Genomic DNA, 12,913 nt, shown 5'->3' on the forward strand with positions numbered 1-12,913 from the left:
CGCCTACGGTTCATGTATGACCGAGACGACCACCGGGGCGACCCCCCGGCCGCCAGAATTGCGGATGGCCACAGGCATCGTGCAGAGCCTGCGTGATGACCTGATCACCGATGCCTTCGCCTACCGTCCGCTTCCGCCGATGCGTACGGACGGGCCGCTGACGCGGCGGCTGTCCCCGAAGATGGCCGGCAGGGCGGCCTATCTGCCGCACGCGGCGATATGCGCGATGGCCTTCTTCGTGGTCCTGCTGCCGAGTGCCTACAACCTCGGCGGTGTGCCCTTCCAGCACCTGGTGATGGGACTGATCGCGGCGACGCCGCTGCTGATGACCCTGGTCCGTCCCGTGGGGGCCTTCTGGGCGGCCTTGGCGGCCACCGCCGTGCTCTCCATTCTGCACAGCCAGAGCTTCACCTGGCCGTGGGCGCCGAGCACCTTCGTGGCCTACCTCGCGACGGTGACGGTGGTGGCGGCGCGGACGCGTCCGCGGGTGGCCGGCTGGATGTGGGCCATCACGGTGGTGTTCGGCGCGGTCCTGCCGATCATGGTCGGCAGGACCGACGCGGGCCAGGTCGCCCCGATGGCCTTCGCCTCGGCGGTCGCGTTGCTGATCGTCACGGTGCGCAACACCCGTCGGGAGGCGCGGCAGGAGGTCACGGCGCAACAGGAGGTCACGGCCGTCGAGCGGGACCGGCGGACGCTCCTGGAGGAGCGGACGACGATCGCGCGGGAGTTGCACGACGTGGTCGCCCATCACATGTCGGTGGTGGCGATCCAGGCGGAGGCGGCCCCGTACCGGGTGAAGAACCCGCCGCCGGAGCTGGAGGCGGCGTTCGTCACCATCCGGGAGAACGCGGTGGCCGCGCTGACGGAGCTGCGCCGGGTGTTGGGTGTGGTCCGTTCCGCGGACTACGAGGCGCCGGACGCGCCGCAGCCGACGCTGGCCTCGTTGGAGGGACTGCTGGCCAATGTGCGGGAGGCCGGTCTGCATGTGGAGAAGACCGTCACCGGTGCCGTGCGGGAGCTGCCGCAGGGGGTGGAGCTGTCGGCGTACCGGATCATTCAGGAGGCCCTGAGCAACAGCCTGCGGCACGCGCCGGGCGCGGTGGCCGGGGTGGAGGTGTCCTACGTGCTGGGTGGTCTGGGCGTACGGGTCGTGAACGGCCCGCCGGTCGGCGATGTGCGTCCTTCGCCCGGAGCGGGCCACGGGATCACCGGGATGCGGGAGCGGGTGGCCATGCTGGAGGGTGAGATGACCGCCGGGGAGAGCGCCGACGGCGGGTACGAGGTCGCGGTGTTCATACCGGTGCGCAGCCGGCCGGAGCCGGTGGAGGAGTCGAAATGACGATCAGAGTGCTGATCGTCGACGACCAGATGATGGTCCGCGAGGGCTTCTCGGTCCTGCTGAACGCGATGGACGGCATCGAGGTCGTGGGCGAGGCCGTCGACGGCCGGCAGGCCATCGCCCAGGTCGCGGCGCTGCGGCCGGACGTGGTGTTGATGGACATCCGGATGCCGGTGATGAACGGCTTGGAGGCGACGCGGCAGATCGTGGCTTCCGACACGGACGCGAAGGTCCTGGTCCTGACCACCTTCGACCTCGACGAGTACGTGTACCAGGCGCTGCGGGCGGGTGCGTCCGGGTTCCTGCTGAAGGACGCGTCCGCCCGGCAGCTGGCGGACGGGGTGCGGGTGGTCGCTGCCGGTGAGGCCCTGTTGGCCCCCTCGGTGACGAAGCGGTTGATCGTGGAGTTCTCCAAGCTGGCGGAGTCTCCCCGCCTCGCCGATCCGGCGGGGGTGACCGAACTGACGGAACGGGAAACGGAGGTGCTGGTCCTCATCGCCCAAGGCCTGTCCAACTCCGAGATAGCGGACCGGCTGATGGTCGCGGAGTCGACGATCAAGACGCACGTGAGTCGGATCCTGGTGAAACTGGGTCTCCGCGACCGGACTCAGGCGGCGGTGTTCGCCTACGAGACCCGACTCGTAACGCCGGCGTAGCGCCCGACGCCACCTGCCGTCCGAGCCCGGTCAGTGCGTGCAGGTGCGTCAGTGCGCGCAGGTGGGGGGGAACTTCGCAACCTCGGATTGAGTGCCCGTCACGTCCGCCTGCCGGGGTATCACGAAGCGGCAAGCTCGGGATGCCCGCGCGTCACCATCACGGTCGGTGAGCCCCTTTCCGTCAACGTGACTCGACCTGGTTCCTACGCACAACTCGTGCACTGGTGTACGAGCTGCGGGCGTCCTCCGTCGGATCGGTCCCGCCGGCTCCTCCCGGCGGGTGGAGCGGCGGCCCCTTGTCGCCCAGGGGAAACGGCTTACGCTGCGAGGATGGGTTTTGATCCGTGGGACGCCGCGTTCGTAGCCGATCCGTACCCCGCCTACCGTGAGTTGCGGGCGCAGGGGCGGGCCCTGTGGTCCGAGGCGACCGGGCAGTGGTTGGTGCCGCACTACGACGATGTGAACGCGCTGCTGCGGGACCGTCGGCTGGGCCGTACGTACCTGCACCGTTTCTCGCACGAGGAGTTCGGCCGGGAGGCCCCGCCGCCGGAGCACGAGCCGTTCCACACGCTCAACGACAACGGCATGTTGGACCTGGAGGATCCCGCGCACGGACGGGTGCGTCGCCTGGTGGCAAAGGCGTTCACCCCACGCACCGTTGAGCGGCTCGCCCCCGAGGTGGAACGGCTGGCGCGGGAACTGGTGGACGGGCTGCGGAAGGACGGGGGTGGGGACCTGCTGACGGCGGTCGCCGAACCACTGCCGGTGGCGGTCATCGCGGAGTTGCTCGGCATCCCGGCGGCGGACCGGGGCCTGTTGCGCCCGTGGTCGGCGGACATCTGCGGCATGTTCGAGCTGCGGCCGGACGAGGAGACCGCGCGGCGTGCCGTGACAGCGAGTGTGGAGTTCAGTGCGTACCTGCGAGAGCTGATCGCGGAACGCCGCACGCGCCCCGGGACGGATTTGATCTCCGGGCTGATCGCCGCCCACGACGACGAGGGACGCCTCAGCGAACAGGAGATGATCTCCACCTGCGTGCTCCTGCTGAACGCCGGGCACGAGGCGACCGTCAATACGACGGTGAACGGCTGGTGGGCCCTTTTCCGCAATCCGGAACAGCTCGCGGAGCTCCGTGCGGATCGCGGAGCGGCGGATCCGAAAAAGTTGTCCACAGCTGTGGATGAACTAATGCGCTATGACACGCCCCTCCAGCTGTTCGAGCGCTGGGTTCTCGAAGACATCCAGGTCGGAGGCACTTTCATCCCCCGTGGAGCCGAGGTCGCCCTGCTCTTCGGTTCTGCCAACCGGGACCCCGCACGTTTCACAAACCCGGATGAACTGGACTTGAAGCGGGTCGACAACCCGCATCTGACCTTCGGGGCGGGCATCCACTACTGCCTGGGGGCACCCCTGGCCCGACTGGAGCTGGCGGCCTCGTTCGGGGCCCTGCTGGAGCCGGGCCTCCCGCCGCTGCGGCTGGTACGAGAGCCCCGGTGGCAGGACGGCTACGTCATCCGTGGCCTGCGCGAGCTGCTCGTGGAGTTCTAAGCGACGCGCCCGGCGGCCGGGCAACCCGGCCGCCGCGGTTCCGTCAGTCGCTCCATCTTCGGTCGCCGTTCCATCAGCCGCCGGTCCGTAAGTCGGCGTCAGTCGGCGTTCTGCCAGTCGCCGCTCCGTCAGTCGGCGATGTCGACATGCATGTTGAACCGGACCCCGTTGACCTTCACCAGCAGATTCCCCTGCACCTTGCGCCGGGCGAGGGTCCCCCCGACGGACCCCTTGCCGAGGGCGGCCTTGTCCTGCGGGGCGTGGCTGACGAACTCCGTGAAGATGCCGCCCCCGGCGAGCGCGGCGGCCTGCCGCCACTCGTCACGCAGTTCGCCGTAGGTGTCGGCGTCCATCGCGGAGCCGCCGAGGCCCAGGTTGATGCGTTCGCCGCCCACGTACGCGTCGGCGCACTGCTTGAGGATGGTCGGGACCAGTGTGTCCTTGAGGCTGTAGTGCGCCTTCACCGCCGCCAGCAGCCCGCTCGCGTCCCCGGCCAACGTGGCCTTGCGCGCGTCCTTCGCGCCCGACCGGACGATGTCCTCCCGGTCGCTGTCGATGGTCTTGCGGGCCTGCTCGAAGCCGTGTTCGGGGTTCTGCGCGATCCCGACCGACAGGTTCCACTTGCTCGCGGGCACCCATTCGGGGTCGAACCCGATCTCCTCGCAGTAGTCCCTGAGGTTCTGGTCGGCTTCGGCCGCGGACTTGGCGTACTTCGGCATGCGGGTCCCCTCCGATGTCGTTCGTTCGTGCAGCGACGCGGTCCAACGTGCCACGGAGCGGACGACCCGTCAGGCGTTTCGCGCAGACGGTGAAAAGGGCCTACGGGTGGGGCGACTGAGGCGGGCAGCCCGGGGTGTCAGCAGGTCGAGTGGAAGAGCCCGCCGACCCGACGGGTGGCGGCCAGGACGTTGTACAGGTCGACGGCCTCGGAGGTCTCCGCCAGGTGCACCTCCACACCGGCCGCGCGGAGCAACTCCAGCGTTTCCGGCGCCACCTTCAGCCGCCGGTGCACGCCGAGGCTGAGGACGACCACGTCGGCGCCCCGGTCCAGCAGCTCGCGTACGTCGCCGGGTTGGATCCCAGGGTCGTGCCGGGTGCCGTGCTCGGCCCAGTCCCAGGGGTGCCCCCCGCCCGGGTACAGCACGAAGTCCTTACCCGTGGCCGGCCCGTCGATCTCCATCCGGCCCCATGCGAGGGCGGTGATCCGTGGGGAGGGAGGACCGTCGGCGGCGCGCATACCTGTCATGAACACCAGCATCCCAGCACCGGTCCCGGTCGACTCCGGCCGCCTCCCGGTGGACGATGGGACAGGGGGCTGCGGCACGTCGAAGGACTGATCATGTTCGAAGACATCAAGGCGTTCAGCGGATTCGCGGTCGACGACATCCCCCGGGCCAAGGAGTTCTACGGAGGCACGCTCGGCCTGCGCGTCGGCGAGGAGAACGGCATGCTCGTCCTGCACCTCGCGGGCGACACCGACGTGCTGGTGTACCCGAAGGACGACCACGAGCCGGCCGGCTTCACGATCCTCAACTTCCCCGTACCCGACGTCGAGCGGGCGGTCGACGAGCTCACGGCGGCCGGAGTCGTCTTCGAGCGGTACCCGGGCTTCGACACCGACGCCAAGGGCATCGTCCGCGGCGACGGGGGCCCGCCCATCGCCTGGTTCAAGGACCCGGCGGGCAACGTCCTGTCCGTACTCCAACCGCTGTGAGACCGGACGGCGACGGCCGGGACGACGACCGGGGCCACGGCCGCGGGACGACAGCCGGCGCAGGACGGGCGTCGCGGCGCGCCCCGCACTGCGGTGTCGGAGCCCCGGGGCCCTGCCCGGCGTGGACAGCACATCCGGACACGCCCCCCACCCGCCCCGAGAGAGGCCCCTCGCACGCCTCCCTGGCCTCCCAGCCGGGCGCGGTGACGGACCTGATCGAGGCCGCCGCCACGGACCTGTCCGACCGCTGACCGACCGCCGGCCCGACCGACGAGGCCCGCCCCGCCCCCGCCCCCGCCGCTAGGCCCGCGGCAGGGTCAGGGACCAGGCCGACCGGCGCAGCGTCCACGTCCGCCGCCGGACCGGCCCCGTCAGGACCTGGTTGGCCCGGTAGCGGAAGTCCGCCCCGGACACCGTGACCGTCTCGGCCCGGCCCGTCAGCGGCAGGCCGCCCGACAGTCGGACCACCACCTCAGCGGGCCCGCCGGGCTCCGGGGTGCGCACGGCGACGTCCTCGACGGGGTGGTCCAGGTCCGCCAGGACCACGCCGTCGACCTCGATCCGCAGCCGGTGCACCGGGTGCGCCTCGGGCCCGGACGGGCTCGGCAGCAGCGTCCGCAACAGGGAACGGTACGTACCGCCCCAGCGCGTCACCGTGAGGGTGCGCGGGGGTGGCGGGATCCGCAGCCCGCCCAGCACCACGCCGTCGCTGTCGTCGACGAGGAGGTCCCGGGAGCGGCTCACCCCGTCCAGGGCGGCCCGCGCCGCCGGCACCGCCGAAAGCGGCACCCCGAGGGCCCCGGCCAGCGCCAGGGAGCCCGGTGGGCCGACGGGGACCAGGGAGAGGGCGCCCTCGCCCATCCCCCGTTCCCGTTCCCGGTGCAGCAGCCCCACCGTGCGGACCAGCGCGCGGTCGTCGCCCACGATCACCGGCCGCCGATGACCCCGGCGGGCGAGCGCCCGCGCAAATTCCTCCTGCGAATCCGGGAGGCAGATTTTCGCCGCCGCTCCCGCTGACAACACATCCTTCGCGATTCGCACGGACTCGCCGTCAAGACGGCGGGCGACCGGGTCGACGAGCACGAGCAGGCCGCCTACCGGCGCGCCCGCGTGGCTCATGGTGGGCTCTGGAGCCGACACCTCGGTCCTTCCTCGGGTAGCATCTTTGTGCAAGAGGCCCTTGCGCTATTGCGCCAGGGCCTTCGTCTATTCCGGGGCACCGGTCCGACGGCTCAGCCTGCGGTGTACATCGTCGTACGCCCCCTGACCTTGGACATGCCCCATCCGGAAGAGGTGTACGCCTGTGCCCGCTCTTGTGCTGCTCGGAGCTCAGTGGGGTGACGAGGGCAAGGGAAAGGCCACCGACCTGCTCGGTGGATCCGTTGACTATGTAGTGCGATACCAGGGTGGTAACAACGCCGGCCACACGGTCGTCGTCGGTGACCAGAAGTACGCACTGCACCTTCTCCCCTCCGGCATCCTCTCACCCGGATGCACCCCGGTCATCGGCAACGGTGTCGTCGTCGACCCGGCCGTCCTGCTCTCCGAGCTTCGCGGCCTGAACGAGCGCGGCATCGACACCTCCAAGCTGCTCATCAGCGGCAACGCGCACCTGATCACGCCGTACAACGTCACCCTCGACAAGGTCGGCGAGCGTTTCCTCGGCAAGCGCAAGATCGGTACGACCGGCCGCGGCATCGGCCCGACCTACGCGGACAAGATCAACCGCGTCGGTATCCGCGTGCAGGACCTGTACGACGAGTCGATCCTCACCCAGAAGGTCGAAGCGGCGCTGGAGGGCAAGAACCAGCTCCTCGCGAAGCTGTACAACCGCCGCGCGATCGAGGCCTCCGCGATCGTGGAGGAGATGCTCCAGTACGCGGACCAGATCAAGGGCTACGTCGCCGACACCACCCTGATCCTCAACAACGCGCTGGACGAGGACAAGGTCGTGCTCTTCGAGGGCGGCCAGGGCACCCTGCTCGACGTCGACCACGGCACGTACCCCTTCGTGACCTCCTCGAACCCGACCGCCGGCGGCGCCTGCACCGGCACCGGCGTGGGCCCGACGAAGATCAGCCGCGTCATCGGCATCCTCAAGGCGTACACCACCCGCGTCGGCGCCGGTCCGTTCCCGACGGAGCTGTTCGACGAGGACGGCGAGGCCCTGCGCCGCATCGGTGGCGAGCGTGGTGTCACCACCGGCCGTGACCGCCGCTGCGGCTGGTTCGACGCCCCGATCGCCCGCTACGCGACCCGCGTGAACGGTCTGACGGACTTCTTCCTCACCAAGCTGGACGTCCTGACCGGCTGGGAGGAGATCCCCGTCTGCGTCGCGTACGAGATCGACGGCAAGCGCGTCGAGGAGCTCCCGTACTCGCAGTCGGACTTCCACCACGCGAAGCCGATCTACGAAACCCTCCCCGGCTGGTCCGAGGACATCACCAAGGCCAAGACCTTCGCGGACCTCCCGAAGAACGCGCAGGCGTACGTCAAGGCCCTGGAGGAGATGTCGGGCGCTCCGATCTCCGCGATCGGCGTCGGCCCCGGCCGCACCGAGACGATCGAGATCAACTCGTTCCTGTAGGAATCCCCGCGGAGGGAATCCCCGCAGGGGGAATCACCACGGAGGGAAACCCCCTCGCGACAACGCCCGAGCGGGGCGGTCGGCACGTTCGCCGACCGCCCCGCTCGGGCGTTCCGGGGCCGCCCGTCCGGGTCAGCAGAAGGCTTCCCGCGCCACGGCTGCGCCCTTGTTCCAGCCCTGGCTGAACTGCTGGTTCGCCGATGCCGGCGCCGTCGCGGCGCAGTTCGCCCTGACGGCGTCCCAGCCGGCGACGATGCCGGCCTTCAGCGTGGTGCCGGTCGGGTTCGTGGTGGTGCCCCCGCCACTGCACCGGGTCACGGTGGAGCCCTGCTTCACCGAGTACGTGGCGTCCTTCTTCTGCTTGGCGATCGTGAAGGTGCCGTCCGGACTCATGCTGAAGCCGGCGCCGATGCCCGTGGACGATTCCAGGTAGGCGGGCCCCGGCAGGAACCCGCCGCCCGAGACGTTCACCGTGCCGTCCGGTAGGACGCCGGACAGCGAGCACGTGGCGGCGGGAACGGCCGCGGGGGCCGACGGGGCCCGGGCGAAGGCGGTGGACCCGAGAGCGAGCGAACCCACCACGACGGGGGTGAGCAGGGTCAGACGCATGCGTCGGTTCATGGTGTTCCTCCCGTGCGGGAGAGGGAGCGAGAAGGAGTGAGGGGTGTGAGGTGGCAGGCGCGTACGTTGCCGCGCGCGGCCCCTTCGAAGGCCCGCGGGACCGGCACGGCGGCCGTGGGGCCGGACGGGTCCGCCGGTTCCCATCGTCTCCCGCCCGCCCGTGGGTGTCGACCCAGGCCGACCGGCTACGCGGCCCCCGCCGTCGGCGCCGAGTACGTGCGCAGGGTGACGCCGTGCCGGGTGTGGAGCCGGAAGATTTCGAAGGCCGCCACCGCCGTGGTCGCCATCGCGCCCCCGACGGGCAGCGTCCAGGTGTCGTCGGGCCGGCCTCCGAACGGGTAGAAGACGCTCTGGATCGCGAACTCCCAGGCGAGCACGACCGTCAACAGCGCGGGCAGGGCCTGGTGGACCTCCACGGTGCGGAACATGTGCCGGGACGCCGCGGGTACCGCGTGGATGACGAAGGCGATCCCCCGGCCCGCCAGGACGATTCCCACGACGATGGACAGGTAGGTCAGGGGCGCCCGGGCACCGAAGTGGGCCGGGACCAGCACGATGAGGGCGGCCGCCACCCCCACGAGCGCCGCGTGCCCGACGAACGCACCGACCGCGATCAGCGGTCCGCGCAGCCGCGCCCGCATCCGCCCCCGGTGCCCGGGCCGGGCGCAGGCGATGAACACCGCCACCACCAGCGGCACGCTGAGCAGCAACAGCACGGGGGTCAGCGCCACCTTGAGCAGCCCGTCCCCCAGCCAGAGCAGCAGGTACTTCCCCTCGCCCAGCACGATCGGCACCTTCACCAGCAGGGCCATCGCCAATCCGCCCCAGAATCGGACCGCTTGGAGCGTCCGCACGTACGGATCGTCGAGTACGGAATTCCCGTCCGGCTCCATGAACCGCTCGACGAGCAGCCTGTCCTTGTTCTCACCCGTGTCAGCCAAGTCCCCCCGCATGTACCGATGTTGACATCGCGGGCGAGTGGAGGACAGCCTTCCTCCGGGCGCTTGCGGGGCGTTCTCGGGGTGCGGTTCGGGCCCGGGGGTCGGACCCGTCGACGGGGCCACGGAGCAGCCGGCCGGCGGGCGAACCGGCCCTGGTGGATGCCTCGTTCCGCCGGTGGACACCTCGTTCCGCTGGTGGACGCCTCGTTCCGCCCCGCCTACCAGCCCAGTTGTGCGATCTCCTCGGAGACCACCGCGCAGGCGTCCGCCGCCGGGTCGATCAGGGGGAAGTGGCCGACCCCGTCGAGCAGGGTCAGCCCGACGGTCTCCCCCGCCTTCGCCGCCGCGGCGACGTACGACTCCGCGACCGCGTGCGGGACCACGATGTCGTCCCGCCCGTGGACGACGGCGGTGGCGATGCCCGTCGGGAGCAGGGCCGCCGGGTCCGCGAAGGGCAGTCGCTCCGCCCAGTGCGCGGCGCCGCCCAGCAGCTGCGCGGACGCGCCGCCGCACACCTCCAGCTCCTCGGCCGCGGCGAAGTCGGCGATCGGGGCCAACGCCACCACCCCGCGCAGGTCCGGCGGGCCGTCCAGCCGCCACGGGGAGCCGACGGGCAGTACGTGCCGGGCCGCGGCCCACAGCGCGAGGTGGCCGCCGGCGGAGTGGCCGGTCACGACCGTGCGGCGCGGGTCGGCCCGGGGGAGCGCGGCCGCGGCCAATCCGGGGAGGGCGTCCATCGCGGCGGCGACGTCGTCGAAGGTCTCGGGCCAGCGTCCCGCGACGGGACCGTCCACCCCCTGGTGCGGCAGCGAACTACCGCGCCGGTACTCGACGTTGGCGACGGCGAAGCCCTGGCGGGCGAGGAAGCCGGCGAGTGGGGTGACGTGCTGCCGGTCGTAGGGGGCGCGCCAGGCCCCGCCGTGCAGGACGACGACCAGGGGGGCGGAGCCGGGACCGCCGACGTCGCCGTGCGGGGCGTAGAAGTCGATGACCTGGTCGGGGTGTTCCCCGTACGAGGCGGTCGCGTCGGGGAGGACCGGAGGGTGGGAGAAGGCCGAGGCGGCCTCGGCGGCGTCCCGTTCGACTGCGGGGTCCGTCATCGGCTCAACCTCTCGGTAACGCGTGTGACAGCGGGGACTGATGTTCCGGTGTTCCGGCAGAGCGGGACCGTATCAGGCGCGAACCCGCCCCCGGACGGCCGGAGCCCGGTTCGTCGCGGGTGGGCGGGGCCGTGGCCCCGCCCACCCGAGTGCTGTGACGTTTCGCTACCGCGTCACCCGAAAATGTGACCCAGTGTCCGCGCCGCACGCTCCACGTCGGCGAATCCGACGTAGAGCGGCGTGAACCCGAAGCGCAGGACGTCGGGTGCCCGGAAGTCCCCCACGACGCCCCGCGCGATGAGCTCCGTCATGACCTCGCGGGCGTTCTCGGCGCGCAGTGAGACCTGGCTGCCGCGAGCGGCGTGGCCGACCGGGGTGACCGGCTCGACGCGACCGTGCGGAACGTACGCCTCGACGCATTCGAGGAAGAAGTCCGTCAGCGCGAGGGACTTGGCGCGGACGTCGTCGACGTCCACGCCCTCCCAGACGTCGAGGGCCGCTTCCAACGCGAGCATGGACAGGATGTCCGGGGTGCCGACGCGCGCGCGGGTCGCGCCCGGGGCGGGCTCGTAGGCCGGGGTCATCGCGAAGGGCTCCGCGTGCCCGTTCCAGCCGGGCAGCGGGGAGTCGAAGGACTCCTGGTGGCGTTCGGCCACGTAGATGTAGGCCGGGGAACCGGGCCCTCCGTTGAGGTACTTGTACGTGCAGCCGACCGCGAGATCGACGGCGTGCGCGTCGAGCCCCACCGGCAGGGCGCCCGCCGAGTGGCACAGGTCCCAGACGACCAGTGCGCCCGCCGCGTGCGCGGCGGCGGTGAGGGCGGGCAGGTCGTGGAGCCGGCCCGTGCGGTAGTCGACGTGGTTGAGCAGCACCACCGCGGTCTCGGAGGTCATCTCCGAGGCCGCGTCGGACGGGTCGACGGCGACGACTTCCAGGCCGGTCATCCGGGCGGCGGAGGCGGCGATGTAGCCGTCCGTCGGGAAGGTCGCGGCGTCGACCAGCATCCGGGTGCGGCCGGGCCCGGCCAGCCGGGCCGCGCCGACGAGGGCCTTGAAGAGGTTGACGCTGGTGGAGTCGCCGACGGTGACCTGTCCCGGTCCGGCGCCGATCAGCGGGGCGATGCGGTCGCCGATCCGCTCGGGGGCCGTCCACCAGCCGCTCTCGTCCCAGGAGCGGATGAGCAGTTCGCCCCACTGGCGGCGCACGACGTCGCCCACGGCATCGGGGACGCCGTTCGGGAGGGCGCCGAGGGAGTTGCCGTCGAGGTAGACGACCCCGTCCGGCAGGGTGAACCGGTCTCGGAGCTTGCCGAGCACGTCGGCCGCGTCGCGTTCGGCGGCGCGGGCCCGCAGGCCGGCCTCGGCCGGGTGGGGCGCGGCGGCGGCTCCGGACGCCGGTCCGGCCACCGGGTCGGATATCGGGTGCGTGTCAGACATGGCTGCGGGCCGTCCAGAGCTCGGGGAACACGTTCTTCGTCGCGCGCTTCTCCAGCCAGGCCACCCCGGCAGAGCCGCCCGTGCCCGTCTTCGCGCCCATCGCGCGGCGGGTCGCCACCAGGTGGTCGTTGCGCCAGCGCCAGACCAGCTCGGCCACGTCCGTGAGCACCTCGCCGAGTCGGTGCAGGTCGGAGTGCTCACCGGCGGGCTCGGAGTACAGGGCGGTCCAGACGGCCTCGACCTCGGGCGACGGTTCGTAGCGCGTCGCCAGGTCCCGCTCCAGGACCCGCTCCGGGACGGGCAGGCCGCGGCGCGCGAGCAGGCGCAGGGTCTCGTCGTAGAGGCCGGGCTCCTGGAGTGCCTTCTCCAGCTCGGCGTGGACGCGCGGGGCGCCGCGGTGCGGAACCAGCATCGACGCGGACTTGTCGCCGAGCAGGAACTCCATCCGCCGGTACATCGCGGACTGGAATCCGGAGCCCTCGCCGAGGGCGGACCGGTACGAGTTGAACTGGCCGGGGGTGAGCTGCGCGAGGGGGCGCCAAGAGGCGTTCAGGGCCTCCAGCTCGCGGAGGGATCGTTTCAGCGCGTCCATCGCGACGGGGATGTCGTCCTCGCGCAGCGCGCGGGCCGCGGTCTCCCACTCGTGGACGATGACCGTGAACCACAGCTCCATGACCTGGGTCGTGACCAGGAAGACCATCTCGCCGGGGTCGTCCGAGCGGAGCTGTTGGAGGTGGGTGAGGACGTCCGCCTGGACGTAGTCCTCGTAGGGGGTCGTGCCGGCGAAGTCGAGGTTCGGGGTGTCCGAACCGGCTCCGGAGGCATCAAGGGCGTGCGACATTTCTGTCTCCTCGACACGTGCTTCCGGGTAGCGGTCCGCTCCTTCCGTGAGGTAAGTGGAGCCCCGGTCCCCTGCCTCGCATCATAAACAGGGGATCCGGAACCCCTCTAGGGCACTCGACGCGCAG

General features: G+C 71.4%; 13 protein-coding genes. 5 read left to right on the forward strand and 8 right to left on the reverse strand.

Annotated features, from left to right (window positions below; genetic code table 11):
* Window positions 1–16: 16 nt before the first annotated feature.
* From ACZ58N_RS17855 to ACZ58N_RS17865, 3 genes are all read left to right on the forward strand, one after another.
* Window positions 17–1,342 carry a sensor histidine kinase gene (locus ACZ58N_RS17855; protein ID WP_471160393.1) on the forward strand — a complete coding sequence of 442 codons (1,326 nt, stop codon included), beginning with the start codon at window positions 17–19 and terminating at the stop codon, window positions 1,340–1,342.
* Window positions 1,339–1,998, forward strand: a complete 660-nt coding sequence (locus ACZ58N_RS17860; protein WP_471160396.1) for a response regulator — start codon at window positions 1,339–1,341, stop codon at window positions 1,996–1,998. The genes ACZ58N_RS17855 and ACZ58N_RS17860 overlap by 4 nt, the downstream gene beginning before the upstream one ends.
* Before the next feature lie 330 nt (window positions 1,999–2,328).
* Complete coding sequence (locus ACZ58N_RS17865) at window positions 2,329–3,546, forward strand: cytochrome P450 (RefSeq protein WP_471160398.1); 1,218 nt, start codon at window positions 2,329–2,331, stop codon at window positions 3,544–3,546.
* Between the two features lie 128 nt (window positions 3,547–3,674).
* Here the strand turns inward: ACZ58N_RS17865 and ACZ58N_RS17870 are convergent, their stop codons facing one another.
* Together ACZ58N_RS17870 and ACZ58N_RS17875 are read right to left on the reverse strand one after the other, a co-directional pair.
* Window positions 3,675–4,265 (reverse strand): hypothetical protein, encoded by a 591-nt coding sequence (locus ACZ58N_RS17870; protein ID WP_471160401.1) that lies wholly within the window; start codon window positions 4,263–4,265, stop codon window positions 3,675–3,677.
* 137 nt (window positions 4,266–4,402) lie between these two features.
* Complete coding sequence (locus ACZ58N_RS17875) at window positions 4,403–4,792, reverse strand: Mth938-like domain-containing protein (RefSeq protein WP_471160404.1); 390 nt, start codon at window positions 4,790–4,792, stop codon at window positions 4,403–4,405.
* Between the two features lie 93 nt (window positions 4,793–4,885).
* On the opposite strand from ACZ58N_RS17875, the gene ACZ58N_RS17880 reads away from it, so the two are divergent.
* Window positions 4,886–5,260 (forward strand): VOC family protein, encoded by a 375-nt coding sequence (locus ACZ58N_RS17880; protein ID WP_471160406.1) that lies wholly within the window; start codon window positions 4,886–4,888, stop codon window positions 5,258–5,260.
* A gap of 300 nt (window positions 5,261–5,560) precedes the next feature.
* On the opposite strand, the gene ACZ58N_RS17885 is transcribed toward ACZ58N_RS17880, so the two are convergent.
* Entirely contained in the window at window positions 5,561–6,379 is an 819-nt protein-coding gene (locus ACZ58N_RS17885) for a serine/threonine-protein kinase (protein ID WP_471160818.1), read from the reverse strand.
* A 184-nt stretch (window positions 6,380–6,563) separates the two neighbouring features.
* On the opposite strand from ACZ58N_RS17885, the gene ACZ58N_RS17890 reads away from it, so the two are divergent.
* Window positions 6,564–7,847: an adenylosuccinate synthase gene (locus ACZ58N_RS17890; RefSeq protein WP_384377076.1), complete on the forward strand. Its 1,284-nt coding sequence runs from the start codon at window positions 6,564–6,566 to the stop codon at window positions 7,845–7,847.
* A gap of 132 nt (window positions 7,848–7,979) precedes the next feature.
* Here the strand turns inward: ACZ58N_RS17890 and ACZ58N_RS17895 are convergent, their stop codons facing one another.
* The 5 genes from ACZ58N_RS17895 to ACZ58N_RS17915 form a co-directional block, all read right to left on the reverse strand.
* Complete coding sequence (locus ACZ58N_RS17895) at window positions 7,980–8,468, reverse strand: hypothetical protein (protein WP_471160409.1); 489 nt, start codon at window positions 8,466–8,468, stop codon at window positions 7,980–7,982.
* A gap of 185 nt (window positions 8,469–8,653) precedes the next feature.
* Window positions 8,654–9,409 (reverse strand): hypothetical protein, encoded by a 756-nt coding sequence (locus tag ACZ58N_RS17900; RefSeq protein WP_471160412.1) that lies wholly within the window; start codon window positions 9,407–9,409, stop codon window positions 8,654–8,656.
* A gap of 218 nt (window positions 9,410–9,627) precedes the next feature.
* Complete coding sequence (locus ACZ58N_RS17905) at window positions 9,628–10,509, reverse strand: alpha/beta hydrolase (RefSeq protein WP_471160415.1); 882 nt, start codon at window positions 10,507–10,509, stop codon at window positions 9,628–9,630.
* A gap of 173 nt (window positions 10,510–10,682) precedes the next feature.
* Complete coding sequence (gene kynU / locus ACZ58N_RS17910; protein ID WP_471160417.1) at window positions 10,683–11,945, reverse strand: kynureninase; 1,263 nt, start codon at window positions 11,943–11,945, stop codon at window positions 10,683–10,685.
* Window positions 11,938–12,786 carry a tryptophan 2,3-dioxygenase family protein gene (locus ACZ58N_RS17915; RefSeq protein ID WP_471160420.1) on the reverse strand — a complete coding sequence of 283 codons (849 nt, stop codon included), beginning with the start codon at window positions 12,784–12,786 and terminating at the stop codon, window positions 11,938–11,940. Before ACZ58N_RS17915 ends, kynU begins: the two co-directional genes overlap by 8 nt.
* Between the last annotated feature and the right edge of the window lie 127 nt (window positions 12,787–12,913).

The sequence above is a fragment of the Streptomyces sp. NPDC040432 genome (genome assembly GCF_055595445.1).

Excerpts from the sequence above, each read along its gene's own strand:
- ACZ58N_RS17865 (WP_471160398.1), top strand. The coding sequence starts at position 2,329 with ATGGGTTTTGATCCGTGGGACGCCGCGTTCGTAGCCGATCCGTACCCC.
- ACZ58N_RS17885 (WP_471160818.1), bottom strand. The coding sequence starts at position 6,379 with ATGAGCCACGCGGGCGCGCCGGTAGGCGGCCTGCTCGTGCTCGTCGAC.
- ACZ58N_RS17880 (WP_471160406.1), top strand. The coding sequence starts at position 4,886 with ATGTTCGAAGACATCAAGGCGTTCAGCGGATTCGCGGTCGACGACATC.
- ACZ58N_RS17870 (WP_471160401.1), bottom strand. The coding sequence starts at position 4,265 with ATGCCGAAGTACGCCAAGTCCGCGGCCGAAGCCGACCAGAACCTCAGG.
- ACZ58N_RS17895 (WP_471160409.1), bottom strand. The coding sequence starts at position 8,468 with ATGAACCGACGCATGCGTCTGACCCTGCTCACCCCCGTCGTGGTGGGT.
- ACZ58N_RS17915 (WP_471160420.1), bottom strand. The coding sequence starts at position 12,786 with ATGTCGCACGCCCTTGATGCCTCCGGAGCCGGTTCGGACACCCCGAAC.
- ACZ58N_RS17905 (WP_471160415.1), bottom strand. The coding sequence starts at position 10,509 with ATGACGGACCCCGCAGTCGAACGGGACGCCGCCGAGGCCGCCTCGGCC.
- ACZ58N_RS17875 (WP_471160404.1), bottom strand. The coding sequence starts at position 4,792 with ATGACAGGTATGCGCGCCGCCGACGGTCCTCCCTCCCCACGGATCACC.
- ACZ58N_RS17855 (WP_471160393.1), top strand. The coding sequence starts at position 17 with ATGACCGAGACGACCACCGGGGCGACCCCCCGGCCGCCAGAATTGCGG.
- ACZ58N_RS17860 (WP_471160396.1), top strand. The coding sequence starts at position 1,339 with ATGACGATCAGAGTGCTGATCGTCGACGACCAGATGATGGTCCGCGAG.
- kynU (WP_471160417.1), bottom strand. The coding sequence starts at position 11,945 with ATGTCTGACACGCACCCGATATCCGACCCGGTGGCCGGACCGGCGTCC.